The organism is Imperialibacter sp. (assembly GCF_040222815.1).
Classification (GTDB): Bacteria; Bacteroidota; Bacteroidia; order Cytophagales; family Cyclobacteriaceae; genus Imperialibacter.
Genome location: NZ_JAVKCH010000022.1, coordinates 46,538 through 66,678 on the forward strand (window position 1 = coordinate 46,538; position 20,141 = coordinate 66,678).

At 47.3% G+C, this 20,141-nt stretch carries 17 protein-coding genes; all 17 read right to left on the reverse strand.

Annotated features, from left to right (window positions below; genetic code table 11):
• Window positions 1-23: 23 nt before the first annotated feature.
• Entirely contained in the window at window positions 24-728 is a 705-nt protein-coding gene (locus tag RIF36_RS10040; RefSeq protein ID WP_350121797.1) for a helix-turn-helix transcriptional regulator, read from the reverse strand.
• A gap of 87 nt (window positions 729-815) precedes the next feature.
• Complete coding sequence (gene pgi / locus RIF36_RS10045; protein WP_350121799.1) at window positions 816-2,468, reverse strand: glucose-6-phosphate isomerase; 1,653 nt, start codon at window positions 2,466-2,468, stop codon at window positions 816-818.
• 196 nt (window positions 2,469-2,664) lie between these two features.
• The gene (locus RIF36_RS10050; RefSeq protein WP_350121801.1) at window positions 2,665-3,831 is read right to left on the reverse strand and encodes a pyridoxal phosphate-dependent aminotransferase; all 1,167 of its coding nucleotides are present in this window, start codon (window positions 3,829-3,831) and stop codon (window positions 2,665-2,667) included.
• A 223-nt stretch (window positions 3,832-4,054) separates the two neighbouring features.
• A complete protein-coding gene (locus RIF36_RS10055) occupies window positions 4,055-5,482 on the reverse strand; it encodes an amidohydrolase (protein WP_350121803.1) in 1,428 nt (475 codons plus the stop codon).
• 251 nt (window positions 5,483-5,733) lie between these two features.
• Window positions 5,734-6,006, reverse strand: a complete 273-nt coding sequence (locus RIF36_RS10060) for a YtxH domain-containing protein (protein WP_339793492.1) — start codon at window positions 6,004-6,006, stop codon at window positions 5,734-5,736.
• 136 nt (window positions 6,007-6,142) lie between these two features.
• Window positions 6,143-8,614, reverse strand: coding sequence for an ABC transporter permease (locus tag RIF36_RS10065; RefSeq protein ID WP_350121805.1), 2,472 nt, complete (start codon window positions 8,612-8,614; stop codon window positions 6,143-6,145).
• 164 nt (window positions 8,615-8,778) lie between these two features.
• Window positions 8,779-10,005 carry an RNA polymerase sigma factor gene (locus RIF36_RS10070; protein WP_350121807.1) on the reverse strand — a complete coding sequence of 409 codons (1,227 nt, stop codon included), beginning with the start codon at window positions 10,003-10,005 and terminating at the stop codon, window positions 8,779-8,781.
• A 108-nt stretch (window positions 10,006-10,113) separates the two neighbouring features.
• Window positions 10,114-10,467, reverse strand: a complete 354-nt coding sequence (locus RIF36_RS10075) for a YciI family protein (RefSeq protein WP_350129018.1) — start codon at window positions 10,465-10,467, stop codon at window positions 10,114-10,116.
• Between the two features lie 97 nt (window positions 10,468-10,564).
• Window positions 10,565-10,915, reverse strand: a complete 351-nt coding sequence (locus RIF36_RS10080) for a DHCW motif cupin fold protein (RefSeq protein ID WP_350129015.1) — start codon at window positions 10,913-10,915, stop codon at window positions 10,565-10,567.
• 7 nt (window positions 10,916-10,922) lie between these two features.
• A complete protein-coding gene (locus RIF36_RS10085; protein ID WP_350129012.1) occupies window positions 10,923-11,216 on the reverse strand; it encodes an RNA polymerase alpha subunit C-terminal domain-containing protein in 294 nt (97 codons plus the stop codon).
• A gap of 67 nt (window positions 11,217-11,283) precedes the next feature.
• Window positions 11,284-11,514, reverse strand: a complete 231-nt coding sequence (locus RIF36_RS10090) for a DUF4177 domain-containing protein (protein WP_350129009.1) — start codon at window positions 11,512-11,514, stop codon at window positions 11,284-11,286.
• A gap of 1 nt (window position 11,515) precedes the next feature.
• Window positions 11,516-12,607: a Gfo/Idh/MocA family protein gene (locus tag RIF36_RS10095; protein WP_350129006.1), complete on the reverse strand. Its 1,092-nt coding sequence runs from the start codon at window positions 12,605-12,607 to the stop codon at window positions 11,516-11,518.
• Entirely contained in the window at window positions 12,604-13,425 is an 822-nt protein-coding gene (locus tag RIF36_RS10100; RefSeq protein WP_350149344.1) for an aldo/keto reductase, read from the reverse strand. Before RIF36_RS10100 ends, RIF36_RS10095 begins: the two co-directional genes overlap by 4 nt.
• 244 nt (window positions 13,426-13,669) lie before the next feature.
• Window positions 13,670-16,108 (reverse strand): ABC transporter permease, encoded by a 2,439-nt coding sequence (locus RIF36_RS10105; RefSeq protein WP_350129000.1) that lies wholly within the window; start codon window positions 16,106-16,108, stop codon window positions 13,670-13,672.
• A 167-nt stretch (window positions 16,109-16,275) separates the two neighbouring features.
• Window positions 16,276-16,998: a carboxypeptidase-like regulatory domain-containing protein gene (locus RIF36_RS10110; protein ID WP_350128997.1), complete on the reverse strand. Its 723-nt coding sequence runs from the start codon at window positions 16,996-16,998 to the stop codon at window positions 16,276-16,278.
• Between the two features lie 78 nt (window positions 16,999-17,076).
• Entirely contained in the window at window positions 17,077-18,057 is a 981-nt protein-coding gene (locus RIF36_RS10115; protein WP_350071022.1) for a calcium/sodium antiporter, read from the reverse strand.
• Between the two features lie 178 nt (window positions 18,058-18,235).
• Window positions 18,236-19,969 (reverse strand): phospho-sugar mutase, encoded by a 1,734-nt coding sequence (locus RIF36_RS10120; protein WP_350128994.1) that lies wholly within the window; start codon window positions 19,967-19,969, stop codon window positions 18,236-18,238.
• Between the last annotated feature and the right edge of the window lie 172 nt (window positions 19,970-20,141).

Consider the following 20,141-nt stretch of genomic DNA (forward strand, 5'->3'; position numbering starts at 1 on the left):
AGAAATACCTGCTACTGACAACCCTATGTCATCGAATTTGAAAAGTTTTCAGGAAGATTTTTTATGTAGTCATCCAGGTTGATGTGGTCCTGCTTTTTAAAGGGTTGAGCTGTGCATTCGAGCTTCTTTATCCGCACCACCCTAAAGTCCCGGTAGTCGTTTCTTTTCCAACACCAGGCAATCATGTGCCAGTCGAACAGGTAAAACAGAAGACCCACCGGCTCCACCTCTCTGGTGCTGGTTTCTAGTCCTTTGTTTTCATAAGTCATTTTAAGTATTTGCCTGTTGCTGATGGCAGTTTGAATGATAGTTAGATACTGCGCATCAAGCATGTCATGGTGCCACTTAAGCACCCGGGTTTGCTCATGCAGGTGATCCACACCCTCCTTCTGGCTTCCCTTAAGTACGGCCTTTACTTTCTCGACGGCCGTTTTGCTGTGGCTGATGATGGATTTGTCGGTAAACTGATCGGCCAGCGACGCCATAAGTATCAACGCATTGGCTTCTTCATTGGTAAAGGAAACGGGAGGGAGGAAATAGCCGTCGGTGATAAAGTATCCCTTGTTGGGTTCAAAGCCCAGAGGCAGGCCCATATCGGAAATTGCCCGCAAGTCACGGAAGACCGTCCGTTCGCTTTTGTCGAACTTCTCGGCCAGCTGCTGAAGTGAGGTGTATTTTCTGGATTGGATATAAGTAACTACCCCAAAAAGCCGGTCTATTCTGTTCATAGCTATGAAAAAGTGAACGACAATTTAGGGATTTATCTTACCCCCTGCAATGCAAACATTGCCCGAAAATAGCGAAATTGAGTATGGCTATTCTTTCAGCCCTTTGTAAGCATTGATCAGCCCGTTGGTGGACGAGTCGTGACTGGTAACAGCGCTGCTGTTGAGCAGCTCCGGCAGAATCTGATTGGCCAGCTGCTTACCCAGTTCTACGCCCCACTGATCGAAGCTGTATACGTTCCAGATAATGCCCTGCACAAAGATTTTGTGCTCATAAAGGGCAATCAGCGATCCCAGTGCCCTCGGTGTTAGCTTCTTCATCAGGAAGCTGTTGGTAGGCCTGTTGCCTCTGAAAATCTTGTATGGTGTCAGCGCTTCAATATCTTCATCCGATTTGCCGGCCTTTTTCAATTCAGCAATGACCTCTTCTCTGGTTTTTCCAATCATCAAAGCCTCTGTTTGCGCAAAGAAGTTGGAAAGTAACTTTTCCTGATGGTCGCCCAGAGGGTTTTGGCTATTGGCAGAAGCAATGAAGTCGCAAGGAATCAGCTTCGTGCCCTGGTGGTAAAGCTGATAAAAAGCATGCTGGCCGTTAGTGCCGGGCTCTCCCCACACAATGGTGCCAGTTTCGTAGTTCACATCTTTTTCATCACGGCCTACCGACTTGCCGTTGCTTTCCATTTCACCTTGCTGTAGGAATTGTGCAAAGCGGTGCATATACTGGTCGTAGCACAGAATGGCCTGGCTTTCCGCTTCAAAGAAGTTATTGTACCACACACCTACCAAGGCAAGTATCGTCGGGAGGTTTTCGCCGTGCGGTGCATTCAGGAAGTGGTTGTCCATGGCATGCGCCCCGTCGTGCAGCTCCATAAAGTTGTCGAATCCTATGGCACAGGCAATGGACATACCAATGGCTGACCAAAGCGAATAACGGCCACCTACCCAGTCCCAGAACTTGAACATGTTCTCTTCGGCAATGCCAAACTGCACCACCTTCTCCGTGTTGGTAGAAAGGGCGATGAAGTGGTTGCGTACATATTTTTCGTCTTTACAAGCGGCCAACAACCAATCTCTCGCCGACTCAGCGTTGGTCATGGTCTCCTGCGTGGTAAAGGTTTTGGAAGCGATAATAAACAAGGTAGTTTCCGGATCTACCTTTTTGAGCGTCTGCAGCAAATGAGTGCCATCCACATTCGACACGTAGTGACTTTCGATGCCCTCTACCTGATAGGGCTTGAGCGATTCGGTGACCATGTATGGCCCCAGGTCAGAGCCTCCTATGCCAATATTGACAACATGCCTGATAGCCTTGCCAGAAAACCCTTTCAATTCACCCGCATGCAGTTTTTCCGTGAAAGCCTTCATCTTTGCCAGCTCTGTATTTACGTCTTCCATCACGTTGTGCTCGTCAACAATAATGGGCGTATTGCTTCGGTTGCGCAGGGCTACGTGAAGTACTGAGCGACTTTCAGTTACATTGATGCACTCACCTGAATACATCTGCTTCTTGGCATCCTGCAGTTTCACCTGTTCTGCAAGTTCCAGCAGCAGGTTAAGCGTTTCTTCGGTGATGATGTTCTTGGAGAAATCAAAAAGAAGGTCTTCGAACTTTAGATGGAATTTATCGAAACGGGAAGAATCCTTTTTGAAAAGATCCTTCATCTGTACTGTTTCCATCTGACCAAAGTGAGCCTGAAGTTTCTTCCAGGCATCAGTGGTGGTGGGGTTTATTTTAGGGAGCATCTTTTGTCAATAGTCAAAAAAACAGAGGCAAACATTGCGATAATTCCAGTGATTTTCAACTGCCGACGAAATCGTATATAGTGCAAAGTGCCTTTACGTGTCATCGAAAACGTTTGAAATGACTTAAAAAAAACTGAAAAAAGATTGAATGTGGCAGGGCAGATTGCCTGCCACACAGTTATATGCAAATTTTCAGCTAAACTACCTGAGCCAGGGCCTTGTTGAAAGCTTCCATTTCGTCTTTACGGCCTATGCTCACCCGACACCAGTCCTGATTTTTAAAATTCCAGGATCTTACCAGCACGCCTTTTTCTTTCATGCGACTGAGGAAAGTGCTGCCATTCATGTCAATGGGAAACATAGCAAAGTTGGTGAAAGAAGGGATGACGCTGGCACCAACGGCCTTCAGACCTTTGTACAAGAGCTGTTTGGATTCTTCTGTTTGCTGGACACTCATGCTTAGGAACGCTTTATCATCCACAGAAGCTGTCGCTGCCAGAACGGCTGGTCTGGATAGGTCAAACCCGCCGGTGGAAAACGGTTTCATTTTGGCCAGCAGGTCTGGTTTGGCTACACAATAGCCCACCCGTAAACCAGCGAAACCATGCACCTTGGAGAAGGTTTTGCAAACAATCACATTCTTGCCTTGCTGCACGCAGGAGATGGTACTTGCCTTCAGCCCTTCAGGGTGATAGTCGATATAAGCTTCGTCAACAAAAATAGGAGCTTTGCTGCTAATGGAATTACAGAAATCCCTCATCTCCTGTCCCGATACCTGGGTGCCAGTAGGATTCATTGGGTTCACTGTGTACACCAGTGATGTTTTCGCATTTACGGCGTCTGCCATTTTACCGAGTTGTTGTTTCAGACCGCTGTCGACGTCAACCTTCACCAGCTTGCCCCCCACACCTTCTGCGTATTTTGGCAGACTGTCGAAAGTAGGATGAGAAATCACGATCTCACCGCCTTTCATGCCGAAAGCAACACCAGCGGCCATTAGCAGTTGAGTGGAGCCGGCGCCAAGCAAAATATGATCTTCTGAAACACCCTCGTACGCAGCGATTTTTCTTTGTAGTTCTGCTCTTTCGTCGAAAGGATACATGTAGCTGTCTTTCAGAGAGTCTCTAATGGCCTGCATAGCTTTTTCTGATGGGCCAAATGGGTTTTCGTTGGCAAAAAGCCTGGCTTTTACGCCTTCTTGCCCCTCGAAATAATAGAATGCCCTTTCTTCATCCGTCATCGAAAGGAACTCGGCACTGTAAGAGGGAGACTTAGCAAAAAGAGAAGGAATATTGATGAAAGCGGCGGAAGCAGCCAGCGTGCCGGCTTTTAGTGCTTGCCGGCGAGTGAGGGAAGTTTTCATAGGTAGTGTTGTTTGATACAATTTAAACAAATGTTTTGAACATGTCACGACGGATTTTACCTATGAGAGCAAAAGGCACAAACAAAAATGGATGTCTCAAAAAATGGAATGCAACGTCATTTCGAGCGACAAAGGAGGGAGAAATCTCCCAAACCTGGCAGTAAGTCAGGGGGATTTCTCCCTCACGGTCGAAATGACGTCTTTTTTGGCAGCCTTTTTTGTATTACTCTTTCCCAATTGGCGGAGGCCCCTCGATCATCGGCGTGTACACATGATCGCCTTTTCTTTCTTTGAATTCTTTTTTCATCGCTTCTACTTTCTTGGGGTCTTCAAACAGGTCAATGGCAGACATAGAAAGGGCCTTGGCTGCATGAATCATTCCTTTGTGGCCAATAGACATTCCGCCGCAAGCCACCACAGCCCATGAGTGCCACGGCGTGCCGTCAGGTGCCGTGGCTACGGTGAGGCGGGCAACAGGCACCACCCAGCTTACGTCACCTACATCGGTAGATCCGCCACCTGGGTGTTCGAGGGTTTCCTCCATGGGCTCTATTTTGCTATTCAGTCCAATTTGTGGCTTTCCTGTAGCCTCCTGAATCTTTTTGGCATAGTCTGTCTCTTCAGCTGTGTATGTGATCGGGCCCAGCAACTCAAGGTTCTTTTGAATAACTGACCCACCACTTCGGTTGACAAGCACTTCGTAAATACCCGACACCAGGTTGATCTTGTAATCAACATTGGCCAGAATAGCTGCACCCTCAGCCATGGCCCTTACCCGTTGGTATACTTCGTTCATTCCTTCCCTTTTGTCGTCACGCACCCGCACCCAAATGCGTGAGTAGTCAGGTACCACGTTCACCACCTGGCCACCGTCCTGAATGTGGTAATGGATCCGCACTGTCGGCTTGATGTGCTCTCTGTAGGCGTTGATACCGTGGGCATACAGTTCCAGAGCATCCGAAGCACTGCGGCCATTCCAGGGATCGCCGGAAGCGTGAGCAGCCTGACCAAAGAATTCAACAGTAAAGTCGACCAGAGCCAGTCCGCTCTGTACAGCGGTTTGGGTTTCGGCACCCGGGTGCCAGTCGAGGCAGGCGTCGAGGTCATCGAAAAGGCCAGCCTTGGCCATCCATATCTTACCGAAAAATTTCTCTTCTGCGGGGGTGCCAAAAAATTTGATGGTGCCTTTGAGCTTGCCTTGCGCCATCAAATCCTTTACCGCAACGGCGGCTCCGAGGCTGGCGGTGCCAAACAAGTTGTGCCCACAGCCATGGCCTGGCTTGCCGTCATGCAAAGGGCTTTTATAGGGTACGGTATTTTGCGAAAGTCCTGGCAGTGCATCGAATTCACCAAGGATGCCAATAACAGGGCTGCCGCTGCCGTAGGTAGCAATAAATGCTGTGGGAATGCCGGCTACTCCACGCTCGACTGTGAAGCCGTTGGCTTCCGCATAGTTGGCCAGCAGGTCGGCGGATATCGTTTCCTGAAAGGCGATTTCCTCTGCCGCCCATATTTTGTCGCTGATGGTGGTGAGCTCTGAGGTGCGGCCCTCAATGTCTTTGATGGCGGCGGTTTTACTTGCACTGATTTTTTGTGCCTGGGCATTTAGCATTGTAGCACAGGCGAAAAGTAATAGTAATCTTTTGGTCATAGACGAGGAGTTTAATGTTGGAAATAGAAGAGTAAAATGGACGTTCGGAAGTCAATTAAGGAAAAAAAGTGGAACGTTGGAAGGGCGGTGCTGTGAACGGCCAGGATTAGTAATGCCAGGGTAGGGCTATGTCGGCAGTAGCGACAATTAATGAATGTGAAAGCTTGGAACCTTCCAAAACAAAACTTCCCGAAAGTTTTGCCGCTGTTGGTAACTTTCGGGAAGCTGAATTCATGGTTTATGATCTTGACTTAGCTGTTCTTGCCGACCAGCTTAGCGTCTTCTATTTTGGAGGCCCCATTCTTTGCCAACGCCATGGCGTCTTTCCCAACTGATTCTATTTTGGAAGAGACATTATCAATGAGTTTGTTGAACCTGGTTTCAACTTCGTCGAAATACTTATCCCCTTTTTTAGTGATTTTCTTTCGAGTGGCTGCTCCTTTTCCCGGGGCAAATAAAACACCCAAAACGGCTCCGACTGATGCACTAATCAATACAGCTGCTAATACTTTTCCAGAGTTCATAATTTTACGGTTTTGTTACAAATAATTCATTAAAATGGTCAGGCTGTATTATAGTTAACGAGAGAAATGGCCTTTCTGTTATAATTTAGGCGGATTTGATGTGTGAGACGGCATTATTTGTGGCAAGGGCAACAGTTTAATTAGCATCCAGGGAGTCCAGAGGACTCTTTATCGCCGTTTGCCAGCATTTCTCAGCAATGACCAGCGTGGAAATAAAAAGAATAAACAGAACGGGGAAGAGAATTAGCGTGGGGTCGAGCCCGATCCTGAAAGGATAGTCGTCCAGCCACGCTTTGGCACTGAACCATACGATGGGATTGGAAATGAGGTAGGCGATGAGAACAAGTTTCAGAAAATCGTAGAGCAGAAGCAGCATAATGTTGTGGGTGGGAGCACCAAGAATTTTTCTGATACCAATTTCCTTTGTTCGTTTCTGTGTCACATAAGAAGCCAGCCCAAACATGCCCATATTAGCGATGACTATAGCGATAATGGCGAAAAAGAAGAACATTTTCAGCATGCCTTCCTCCAGCGCCAATCGGTTTTCAAAGCCCCTGCTCAGGAAGAAGAAATTGGGAAAATATGCCCCGATTTGAAATTTCATTTCCTGCAAGAAGGTTGATATGTTCTCACTTTGGTTGGGCTGGTAGAACAAGACAAAATCCATGTACGTTCTGTGTCGGAAGCCTGTAACGTAAATTGAGGGAGGTGCAGTAGCCTGTTGGTTTTTGACCACGCCCACTACCATATGGTAGCCACCCCGGGAGTCAATGGTTTGCCCTATTGCCATTTCCGGGTCGCCGAAGCCTAGTGCTTTGACGGCAGATTCATTCACCACCAAAGAGTTGAAGTCGTCACCCATATTTCTGAAGTTACGCCCAGCCCGGAAAACTGATGAGGAGTCTTTCCAGTACTGATGGTCAATCACATATAAATTAAAGGTGGTGTCTTTTAGGCCGGGAAAGAGCTTTGCATAAATACCGTCTTCTTGTTTTTCTACCGGCGCCAGGCCCGAAATGGCCTGCATTGTTTTGATTTTGCCCTGGTAGAGATTTGAAATATGTATGCCCCTGATGCCCTCGCCTCTGTTGTGAAGTATAAAACGGTCGACCTGGTTGGTGAACTCCGCATTGGCGCCTGGCAGGCCGGGAAACACGCCACTCATTTTGATCTCACGTGAGGTGCCACCGCTTCTTTCTATATAATCCAGCTGCAGATAGACAATATAAACGGCCGAAAGGAAGATGATAGAGGAGGTTAGCTGGAAGATCAGCAGGGAGCGGATAATGCTGCTTCCTTTGCTAAGGTTGCCTGAGTTGATCACGCTAGTCTTGCCTCTGAGAGAGTCGATTGGATTGAGTGACGACAAGTGAAAGGCCGGATAGGCGCTGGATAACAGGGTGCTCACCAGGATAAGCAGAATAAGAAAGAGAACAAACACTGCCATGTTGGAATATCCCATTGGCGGGTAGCTGATGTTGGTATACATCACAATCAGCTTAGTGCCAAATAGAAAGAAAAAGATGCTGAGCAGCCCTGCAAGGGTGTTAGTGAGTAATGCCTCACCCACAAAGGTGAGGGTGAGTTGTGTGGGTGTGATACCAAGAAGCTTTCTTACGCCGATTTCTTTGGCTCTTTCTATGCTATTGATGATGGCGTTGTTGACATAGTTGGTGCAGGCAAGCACAACGATGATGACCGCAATCACGGCCAGAAAGACGAGTAAGGTGGGACTGATGCCGTCTTCGGGCTCATTGGAGATTTCTGTTGACAGATGAATGTCCTCAATCGGGCGGAGGAAAATCCCTTTTTCGTAAGTTTCCATTTCTGCGGAAGACACCCGGGAAGTGGCCGCTTTTTCAATAGATGAAACATCAAAATCTGGCGACACGAGAATGTAAGTATAAACCACCTCCGATTGCTGCATGCCGGGATTGTCCATGCCGGCGGCCGGAGAGCTTAAAGAGGCCAGTAGATCAAATTTGAGGTGGGTTTTCTCAGGCCTGTCGTCGAATACACCTCCTATAACATACGTTTGTTCGAAAAACCCCGCCGCAGCCGAAACAAACTCCTGGCCGACAATAGAAATGTTGTTTTCCATTTGTTGGGGAAAGATTCTTTTTGCCAGTGTGGCCGAGAGCAGCAAGGTGTTGGGGGCTGCGAGCGCTGAATCCCAATTGCCCTGGAGCAGCGTCAGTGAAAGTACATCCAGTATGGAGCGGTCGGCGTAGTGGGCCTTTTCAACAAATACACTGAGGGCAAGGGAATCATGTTTTTGGTATTTGAAGAAGGCACTGCCGTACTCAGAAAAGGGAAGCAACCGGGCATATCCAGCTATTTCGCCGTGGTTATTTGCCAAACGAGGCCCGACAACCGGAGCGGTGAAGGCATCTCTGACTGTAATCTCGCCTCTTGTAGACGTAGTGGTTTCAACTCGAAAGACGCTTTGGGCTTGGGGAAGCCGGTCATAGAAGAGGTGTGACTGGATATAATTAAAAAGAAAAATACAGGCCGCCATGCCAAGTGTTAGCCCCAGAATGTTCAGGTAAGCCGCACCCTTATTGCGCAAAATGTTCCTTACAGAAATAAGGAGAAAGTTCTTAATCATTATGGCAAATAGTAGGTAAAGAGCCTTTTACGACAAATGACGTGCCATGCAAAAGAATGTATGAATAAGCCACATGAGAGCAGATTGATCAGGTTGAGAGATGCGGTTTTTGTTCAAATATGTACAAAAAATGTACGGTGGTGCTCTCAGTAAATGGCCAGTTACTAGAGTAAGTCGATACTCCTCTGAATCGTTCGCTTATCAGTCGATGTTTTTGCCAAAGCAAGTGCCTGCTCCAGGTGAGACTTCGCTTTCGTATGATCGATTCCTTTATAAAGCTCTCCAAGCAATACGAAGTAGAAGTGGTTGTCGGTTAGTTTCAGTTTCTCTGCTTCAATGATCGCTGCCTCCTTCCCATTGGCTTTGGCCAGGGCGTAGGTTCTGTTCAATGCCGCTATGGGCGAGTATTCCAGTTGCATTAGCTGGTTGTACAACTGAAGGATATTTCCCCACTTCTCTTTTGTGTCTTCTTTGATTGTATGCCAGTAGGCAATGCTTGCTTCAAAATGGTATTTAGAAATCCGGGTTCCTTGGGAAGCTTCTTTCAGATAGATAGCGCCGCTGGTGATCAGCTCCTGGTTCCAAAGTGTTTCGTCCTGATTGTCATATAATACCAGCTCTCCATTTTGCCCTTTCCGGGCCTTTAGTCTGGAGGCGTGGAAACACATGAGCGCCATCAGTGCATTGACGGGCGGTGTATTGGTTCGAGGGTTTGCTATGAGCAATCGACAGAGCCTCATCGCTTCCTGGCAGAGCTCTTCCTGCACCACAGCTTCCTTGCTTTCCGAGTAGTAGCCCTCATTAAACAGGAGATACAAAGTGGTGAGTACTGCATCTATCCGGTTGTTGATCTCGTTTTCTCCGGGGAATGCTATCGGTATCTTCTCTATTCTCAGCTTCTCCCTTGCCCTGAACAACCGCTTGTTGGTGGTTTCTTTACTGGTTAAAAAGGCATTGGCGATTTCATCGATGCCAAACCCACAAAGGATTCGGAGCGCCAAACCAATTTGTGACTCCAGGGGAATAGCCGGATGGCAGATAGCGAACAACATTTGCAGCTGGCTGTCGGCAATGTTTTGCTCCGATAGGTCGATATCGATTTCTGCTGTTGTCACCTCCTGGGGTGTCAAATTAGGCTTGACCTTATCCGTGAAAATATGCTGACGGGTGAGGTGGTTTTTTGCTTTGTTTTTGGCCACTGCATACAACCAGGCGGTGGGATTTTCAGGAATCTTGTTGTAAGTCCAGGTTTCAATGGCCAGCATGAACGTTTCGCTGGCAATGTCTTCGGCCACTTCGATATGGCCGACTCCGAAGCGCCTGCAAAGCACAGCGGTGATTTTGCTGAACTCAGTCCGAAACAGGTGGGGAATTAGCTCCTGGTGGGTCATTGATCAATAAGTGGAGTGTAGAGCATGGTGTATCTACTATGTGGTGCCACCAGCTAAGGCTGTGGGCACCACAGTCGTGCCCACAGCCCTAGCTGGTGGCACGACGAACTAATGAACCCCGTCGTTTTTGGCAATTCGTCTTACTTCCATCGTATTTCCCTCGCCTTGCAGCACAGGGCATCCTTTGGCAAATTTCACGGCTTCCTCAACTGACTCTGCCCTAACCGTTATAAAGCCACCGATGGTTTCTTTGATGTCGCCGAAGGGCCCGTTGGTTACGACCTTTTTTGAATTTACCACTCGTGCGTTGTCGAAGGGAAGTCCGGTGCCACTCACGAATTTGTTTTGCGCCGCAATGCCACCGATCCAGTCCATGGTTTGCTTCATCCACTCCTGCATTTGCTCGGCCGAGGCTACTTTGGCTCCGTCTTCATGCCTCATGATCAATACATACTCATCCATAATAGTCATCTTTTAGTGTTTCAGATAATTGATTTATACCCTCATATCAAATGAGTATCGATCAATTGGACACGTAGTAGAAATTATTTTCGGGAAGTTAGGAAAGACTTTCAGTTTTCAGGAAATCGCCATCTACAATCAGTAGCTTCACGCCCTTTTCTGATACAGACCGATGAGAGCTTAGTTCGTCGGATACCACATAGCTCATGTTTTTCCCCAATTTAAAGGTGCTTCCGTCCTCCATCTCGGTGATAAACTCCCCCTCAATGCAGTAAACAATATGCCCTTTCTGACACCAATGGTCTGCGAGGTAGCCAGCGCCGTATTCTACGATGCGTACCCTCAATCCTGGAAATTGGAGTGTTTGCCAAAAGGAGGTGCCGGTTTCACCAGGATGCTCGGTTTTGGGCACTGAAGCCCAGTCTATGGTTTGGAAAGGTATGTTCATTGTATCATCAGGGTTTGAAAGACAGCCCGGCAGATGCAAGGGCTTGTTGCAACTTCGGCAGGGTGGAGGGTCCCATGCCGTGGAGCCGCATTATTTCTGCTTCTGTGTGCGTGGCGAGCTCTTGCACTGTAGTGATGCCTTTTCCCTGTAGCGCACGCCTGGCTGGCGCCACCAGTGTGCCCAGAAATTCATCATCAGGTTTTTCTTCGTTGGCACAAATGGGACACACGGGGCAGTCGCTGCTCTTGTAGTATTGATGGCCCTTTTTACAAGTTCTGAGTGTTTTTTCGGGAGGAGTCATGAGAGAAGGAATGCGTGTTCTGAAATTATGAAAAAGGATTTACCTGGCCGGATCTTCATCGAACTGGTTAAAGCACGTGGGGAAGCCCACTGCTCTTCTCTCTTTTGAAGATCACAATGAACTCGGTAGTACTTCCACGATCAAATAAAAACCAGCTTTCAGTTACGGGCTCAAACTTCACCAGATTCCAGCCTTCAGCTCCCCACTCGTCAAAGTTGCGACTCAGCTCCGACTGGAAGTTCTTCTTTTTCAGGTGGGCAACGCTTATGGTTACGATCTTATATTCAAATTTCTGCATATCATCCTATCGACACTCTTCCTCCGTCTTTTGCCGATCGGTAAATAGCCTCCACTACCCGAATATCTTTAAGTCCTTCTTCTCCAGGTACCATCACGGACTGCTTTTTCATAATGGCCATGGCATCGTCGTCCATTTGTTTGGCTTGCTCGTTGTTGATCGGCTTGTTCAGCTTAATGCCGTCGCTTGTTACTCCATCAATGCCGCTGTAGGCAGAGAAGGGCTCTAGCTTGTACCAACCATTACTACAGTCGACCTGCATAGCATTCATGCCCCTGCCAAAGCTGGCCTCGCAGGCTGCTGTGGCTCCGCCTGGAAATTCAAGATCGAATACAATGGTTTCCTCTACTTCATGGTAAATCTCGGGCCTGGTTGTGGAGGCTTTGGCTGTGACGGCTATTGGTTCCAGTCCGGTAGCATATCGGGCAGCGTTGAGAGGGTAAACACCCATGTCGTACATGACTCCACCTCCCATTGCTTTGATCTGCTTCCAGTGGTCGGTGCGTCCTTCCCTGTAGCCGGCAGCAACGGTCACCTTTTGCACTTTGCCGTAGGTTTGGTCTTTTTGGAACCTCATGATTTGAATTGTATTGGGCTCATGTTGCATGCGGTAGCCTATGCTCAGCTTCACTTTGTTTTTACTGGCGGCATCAATCATACTCTGGCATTCGGCTTCACTCATCGCCATGGGTTTTTCACACCACACATGCTTGCCAGCGTTGGCTGCTCTAATGCTGTATTCGGCGTGCATAGAAGGGGGGAGAACAACGTAAATCACATCTATGTCCGGATTGTTGGCCAGTTGATCGTAGTTGTCGTAGTTGTAAACGTTTTTGTCTTTGATGCTGTACTTCTGCTGCCATTCGGGGATTTTGGACGGCGTGCCTGTGACAATGCCAGCCAGGTAGCAGTTTTGGGTGAGCTGTAGGGCTGGAGCCAGCAGGTCACGGCTGTAGTAGCCAAGCCCAACAAGGGCTACGCCCAGCTTATCTTTTTGGCGGGGAACGATGATGTTGGCAAAAGCATGAGAGCTCAAAGCCAGGCCTGACAGGCCGACCAGCGATTGTCCGATAAATTTTCTTCTGTTACTCATAGGGCATTCTTTTTGAAATAGTCTTTCATTTTAATTCTTGTAGCCTGATCAGGTAACTCACCATAGCAAGCAGCCATATTCTCTTTTACATGTGCCACCTGTGTGGTGGCGGGAATGGTACAAGTAACGGCAGGGTTTGATATGATATACTTTAAAAAATATTCGGCCCAGCTATTAATACCATATTTCTTTGCCCAGTCAGGCAAAGAAACTCCCTGAATATAGTTAAAAAGGCCACCAGTTTCAAAGGGCTGATTGATAATGACGGCAACACCATGATCAGCGGCAAGTGGAAGCAGGTAGTCTTCGGCTGCATTGCTGCGAATGGAAAGGTTGATTTGAATGAAATCCAGCTTTTCCTTTTTGATAATTTCGGCCAATTGTTTGTGGGCATGGTCGAGGTAATGAGTAACGCCGACATATTTGAGTTTGCCTTCTTCTTTCAAAGACCGAAGCGTTTCCAAGTGAGTGTTCAGGTCTACGAGGTTATGCACCTGAAGCACCGAGGGCCATTTCCGAAAGTAGCCCAACGAGTTTTCGATCTGTCCTTTGCCAGCAGCCTTCCCCTGTGTCCAAACTTTGGTGGCTACCCAAAGCTTATCCGTTACTTCCAGCTCTGCTGCAAGCTCTCCAATTACTTGTTCTGACCTGCCGTACATAGGAGAACTGTCAATCACCCGGCCTCCCTGGCTGATGAATTCTTTCAACACATTTCTCATAGGGGCCCTTTCGCTCTCCGATTGGCCTACATTAAAGGTCAGCCAGGAGCCCATTCCTATCGCAGGGATTTGTTCTCCGCTTGATGGAATTGTTTTCATTAACATCTGGTTACCCAAAGCGGAAACGAGGCCAGGAGTGAGATAGAGGCCGACTGCTGTTAACAGGCTTGTCTTCAAAAATGATTCTCTTGTCATTAGTTTAAAAATGATGCGGTAATCGAATAACTAACTGTACAAGTAGAGAAGAGAAACTAATTTACTGATTTAGAGGCTTTGAAACAAAAACACCCTGACTGGCACTCAACCAATCAGGGTGTTCGTCAACAAAGTTCCTGTAAGTTCGCTATTCAGTTCTCAAAGAACTGGAAGGGTTCATGGCAGCAGCTTTATAAGAATGAACGCTCATGGTCAGCCAGGCGATAACGAAAGACAGGCCGCCAGCGAAGGCAAACACACCCACGCCAATGGTGGTGCGATAGGCGAAGTCCTGTAGCCAGGCGTCCATGGCAAACCAGGCCAGGGGCACAGTGATCACGAAGGCAATCAACACCAGCTTCATGAATTCCTTGCTGAGCAGTAAAATAATGGAGCTAATGGATGCGCCCAGCACTTTTCTGATGCCCACTTCTTTGGTGCGCTGTTCGGCGGTAAAGGCCGCAAGTCCAAACAAGCCGAGGCAGGCAATGAAGATGGCCAGTCCTGCAAAAATCCCGAATATCTCCCCGATTTTTTCTTCTGCCTTGTATTCAGCATTGAATTCCTCATCGTAAAAGGCGTATTCAAATGGCTGGCCTGGGGCAAACTCATCCCATTTACTGTGAAGGAAGCTAATGGCCTCTGCATATTCAATGGTATTCAGCTTGAAAGTAATTCTACTGGTGCTTTCGCCCAGGAAGATGACAGCCGGTCTTATGTCAGTTTTTAGTGATTCAAAGTGAAAATCCTTCACCACTCCAATCACTTTGAATACCTTGATTCTCAGGTCTTCCGGGTCGCTGTCGTCGCCGTCGAAGGTGCCCAATTCCTGTCCAATAGGGTCGTCGGCTATTCCAAATTGTTTGGCAGTAGCTTCATTGATAATAACTCCTAAAGAATCTGCGCCAAAATCCTTTGAGAAGTTACGCCCCTCTATCAACTCCATACCCAGGGTTGGGATGTAGTCGTAGTCTACGTAGAACATCGCAAGGGACGTAGTGCTGTTACTCTTCGGGTTTCTTCCCGGGAACATCGCACTATTGTTGCTGTTGGACCTAATTGGCAAAAAGCCACTAATTGACCCACTCTTGAAATAGTTATTGGCAACAACTTCATTTTTGAAAGACTCTATTGACTTATCGAGTACGTATGTGTTTTGCAGCACGATCAGCTGCTCACGATCATAGCCTAGTTTTTTCTTTTGGATATAATCGAGCTGATCGAAAACGATAAGTGTACCAACCACCAGGAAGATAGAAATGGAGAATTGTAGCACCACCAGCACACTGCGAAGCGAGCCGCTCTTCATGCCAATGTTTAGTTTTCCCTTCAAAACACTGGCTGGCTGGAAGGCGCTGAGAAAGAATGCTGGATAGCTGCCAGCTAATAAGCCCACTACTATCAGGATAGCGACCAACGATACTGCTAATGTGGGCGTTGCAAGAATGCTTAAGCTGAATACTTTCCCGGTCAGCTCATTGAAGTAGGGCAAAGCAACTGCCAGCAGCCCAATGGCTACTACAAACGAAATAGCCGTGATAATTAATGACTCCAGAAGAAACTGGCTGATAAGGTTATGTCTGTAAGCGCCCATTACCTTTCTTACCCCCACCTCCTTGGCTCTGTTGGCTGAGCGGGCGGTGGCCAGGTTCATAAAGTTGACACAGGCAATGATCAGAATGAAAGCGGCAACCGCCGAAAAGATGTAGACATATTTGATGTCGCCCGGAGGGCCCAATTGGACATCTACCTGTGAATGAAGGTGGATGTCGGTGACGGGGGTCATATAATAGCCAATGTTATTACCGGCCTCTGCGAAGTCTTCCATAGAGGCACCCATAAAGCGCTCCAGTTCCGGGCCAATGTATTTCTCTACCATCTCAGGGAACTTGGCTTCGAGGTTTTCCACCGAAGCACCTTCCGCCAGACGGAAATAGGTCTGGAAGTTTTGGCTCAGCCAAATAGCGTTTTTGGCCTCGTCAAGCGTTTCCATACTCGCAAGAATATCAAAGTGGAAATGAGTGTTTTGAGGCAAAGGTGCCATCACGCCGGTGACTTTATAATCCTGGTCGTTCGATATCTTTAGCACTTTACCCACGGCCTCATCGTCGCCAAAAAGCTTTTTGGCAAGGGCTTCTGTAATAACCAGCGTTTTCGGTTCTTTCAGTGCGGTGGCTGGGTCGCCTGATATCATGTTGATGCCGAAGAAATCGAATACATTGGCGTCAACGTATGCCACACTTTCTTCTTTGTACACATCCTCACCATATTTAACCAGAAAGTAGCCCCTGGTTCTGAACCTCACATAGTCCTCCACTTCGGGGAAGTCTTCCTTCATTTGCGGCCCCTGAGCAGCGCTAATGACTGCGATATTGAATTCATTACCGCCAAACCGGCCAGTCATGTCCATCCGGTACATCCTTTCCGCATGTGGCAGGTGCTTGTCGAAACTGAGCTCGTCCTGCACAAAGAAGATGATTAGCAGAAAGGAGCATATGCCAATGGCCAGCCCCAGTATGTTGATGAGAGAGAAAAACTTGCTTCTTCGCAACGAGCGAAAAGCAATAAGTAAGTAGTTGGTTAGCATAGTAGTCCTATTTTGAGTTTGATAACATCAACGGAAAAGGCGACGGTAGGTTGTATTGCAAGGTACCTTTCTTTACCATTAAATTGTTTTGCATCTATTTGACAACATTGCTTTTGCCATGGTTACATGGCAGATGCAAAATAGTGACGAAGGGTTGCGTCGGGTGGTTAATTGTTAATTATCCGCTGCGTGGTATCGGCTTTTTGGATCAGCAGGGAGTCGGAGGGAGTGGTGTCGGGTAGCAGGGGAGCGTCGTAGTACACTGGAGGAGGGGTGGGGAGCTCGTCTTTATTTTTATTTGGGTCAACCAACGCCTCCTTCACCTTTCTTAAAACATTCAGAAAGTTGAATGATTGAGGCCCGGCCATGGCGGCACGCTGGTTCTCAGCTGCATCCATGCTGTATTTGCGGTAGTCGTAAATGAGCACCTGCTGCGTAAGTGCCGCCATGTTCTTTTCAACGTTTCGATATTCCTGGTCCGAGAGTTCGAGCGTCAGAATGGCTTGCTTAAACTTTTCGATGGAAGCGGGAAGCACCATAACATTGGCGTTCTCCATCATGATGGTGTCTTTTTGGAGCATTAGCTTGGTTTCAAAAACGGGCGAATTCAATCCCTTTGGAATAGTCAGTTGCTGCGTTTTGTAGCCAACGTACGAAACACTCACCGTGTCACTTTTGCCCACCCGCACCTTAAAAATGCCTTTGAAGTCGGTAGTAGTAGCTCGCTCCTTCACCGTTATGTGAGCAAAAGGAAGTCCTGTATAACCCTCGTCTTCCAGTACCTGTCCAATTACCAACACTGAATCGGCTGGGCTCGATTGTGCATAGCTATTGCCATAAAATAAAACTGAAAAAAGAAGAGTAAGAATCAGGTTTCCCGATTGGCGCATTGCAGGTTTTTTGAGAGCACGAAATTACGGTTCTCTATAAGAATGCCAAAACAGGTGAAATAGTTGTAACGACGCTAATTATAAACGGATAAACAGGTAGTAGGTGTACGAAAAGAAGCAAAGGAGATACAGAAAGCCCTCAGCCCTGTCCAACTTGTATTTTCCGAAAGTGTACATGAAAACGAAGAGCATCATGGTGCCGCCCATGATTACATAAAGGTCGGTGTTAAGCACTGTGTCGAAAGTCAACGGGCTATATCCAGAGCTCACAAGGCCTGAGGTTCCTAGCACCAGCAATAAATTGAAAACGTTGGAGCCTATGATGTTGCCTATGGCCAGGTCAGACTTCTTGTGCAGGGCAGCCACCACGGTAGTGGCTAACTCGGGCAGGGACGTGCCCGCTGCGAGAATAGTCAAACCGATCAATCTTTCGCTGACTTCAAAAAAACGGGCCATCGCCACCGCATTGTCCACGATCAGCTTTCCGCCAAAAGTAAGGCCAGCCAGCCCGCCAATAACCATCAGCGTGGTCTTTACGCTGGTAAAGACCACAATATCTTCTTCCTCTTCCGAACTTCCTCCTTTTTTGAGATTGAAGAAGATATAGAGCAGGAACATGGAAAACATGACCAGCAGAATGACAGAGTCAACTATACTGAGTATGTTTTCTTTTGCTCCGAAGAATAGTACATCGTTTACTAATACAAAGAAAACCAGTGTTGCGAGAAGGGAGTAGGGGATTTCTTTCCAAAGGGAGCTCTTTTGAACAGAGATGGGGTAGATAACAGCTGCAATTCCCAGAATCAGGAACATGTTGAAGATGTTTGACCCAATGATGTTGCCAAACACCGCTCCATCGTAGCCCTCCGTTCCCGATATGATATTCACCACCAACTCTGGGGCGGAGGTGCCCATGGCAACTATGGTTAATCCAATTGCGATGTCTGAAACATGAAATCGTTTGGCAAGGGACGAGGCCCCGCTTACCAGAAAGTCTGCCCCCTTGATAAGGAGGACGAATCCTACAATAACTAAAACGATATTGATTAGTATTTCCACGGTCAATTAGGTCGATAGTTCAAATAAGGTATACTAATATAAATATTTTTAGATTTAGTTATATAATACAGCACGAAATCAGGGATGAATTGACCAGGATTATATTCAAAAATGCAAAAAGCGTACATAAGAAAGGCCCATGGGTGCATGGGCCTTTCAAGAAAAAGCGGCAAATCTGCTATTTCAGTTTCATATCAGCGATGATGCCATCGATTCTTTTCATCAGAAGGCCTTCGGCATTTTTGAGCTCTTCAGCATTTTTCACTGGTGTGGTTACGCTAAAGTAGAATTTTATTTTTGGCTCTGTGCCTGAGGGCCTTGCGGAGATTTTGCTGCCATCTTCTGTGAAAAACTGCATCACGTCGGACTTAGGATAATCCAATTTGGAAGTTTTGCCTGTCACAAAGTCCCTTTCCTCCAGCAATGTGTAGTCTGCTAGTTTGAGCAGTTTACTACCGTTGATCGTTTTGGGTGGGTTGGCTCTCAGGTCGTCCATCATTTGTTTGATCTCTTCCTGCCCTTTGATTCCCTTCTTTGTGAGCGAGATGAGGTGCTCCTTGTAGTAGCCAAATTTGAGGTACATCTCGTTCAGCATCTGGAACAGGCTCATTCCCTTGTCTTTGGCAAAGGCCGTCATTTCCGCAATGAAAGCACACGAGGCAATGGCGTCTTTGTCCCTCACAGCATCGCCTATCAGGTAGCCGTAGCTTTCTTCGCCACCACCAATAAAGGTTTCCTTGCCTTCGAGCTCTCTGATCAAAGCAGCAATAAACTTAAAGCCGGTGAGTGTTTCGTAGCATTTTACTTTGTAGCCGTCGGCGATTTTGGCAATGAGGTCGGTGGTGACGATGGTTTTTACCACAAACTGTTTACCGTCGAGTTTGCCGTTGTTTTTCCACTGCTCCAGCAGGTAGTATACCAGCAGGGCTCCCGTTTGGTTGCCATTGAGGAGCTGAAATTGGCCTTTGTCATTTTTTACCGCAATGCCCACTCTGTCTGCATCGGGGTCGGTCGCCATTACGAGGTCAGCGTCAATGGCCTTCGCTTTTTTCAAAGCTATGCTCATAGCCTCAGCTTCTTCAGGGTTGGGATACACCACTGTGGGGAAGTTGCCATCGGGCGTAGCTTGTTCGTCTACAATGGTCACGTTTTCAAATCCCATTCTTTTCAGGATTTCAGGTACCAATGTAATGCCCGTGCCATGGATGGGCGAGAAGACTATTTTCAGATTCTTTTGCCTTTTGATGATATCAGGCGAAAGGCTTCCTGCTTTGATCGCTTCCAGGTAAGGCTCGTCTACTTCTTTGCTTATCTTTTCAATGAGCGAGTTGTTTGGCGTGAACTTTACGTCGTCGATGCTCTTGATATTGCCAACTTCGGTTATGGTGTTCTTGTCGTGTGGTGCAATCATCTGTGCGCCGTCGTTCCAATAGGCTTTGTAACCGTTGTATTCTTTCGGGTTGTGCGAAGCTGTGATGACTACACCGCTTTGGCAGCCAAGGTGACGGATGGCAAAGGAAAGCTCAGGAGTGGGACGAAGTGCGTCAAAAAAATACACTTTGAACCCATTGGCAGAAAAGACATCGGCCGTTGTTTGAGCAAAGAATGGGCTGTTGTTACGACTGTCGTGAGCAATGGCCACTTTTACTTGCTTGCCGGGGTAGGTTTTTTTTAAGTAGTTGGTCAGCCCCTGGGTGGCCATGCCTATGGTGTATTTATTGATCCTGTTAGATCCAGTGCCCATGATGCCCCTGAGGCCGCCTGTCCCAAACTCAAGGTCTCTATAAAAGCATTCTATCAACTGGGATTTGTCGGTAGAAGCGACCATGGCCTCTACTTCTTTTCTGGCTGCGTCGTCAAGGTTTTTGCTCGATAGCCATTGTTTCGCTTTTATCAGGGCTTGCTGTTCCATAAATGTTCAGTTATTTTGAGAGGGGAATTTAGCAGATATGTTTTCAAGACAAAAGGGTCTTCGGATTTCTTCAATAAAAATGAAGGCAATGCTAAAAATCTGAAGGCTTGCTTGAATCTTAAAGTAAGTATTCCAAAGTTTGTGCGCTTTAAACCTATTGAATAATCTCTTA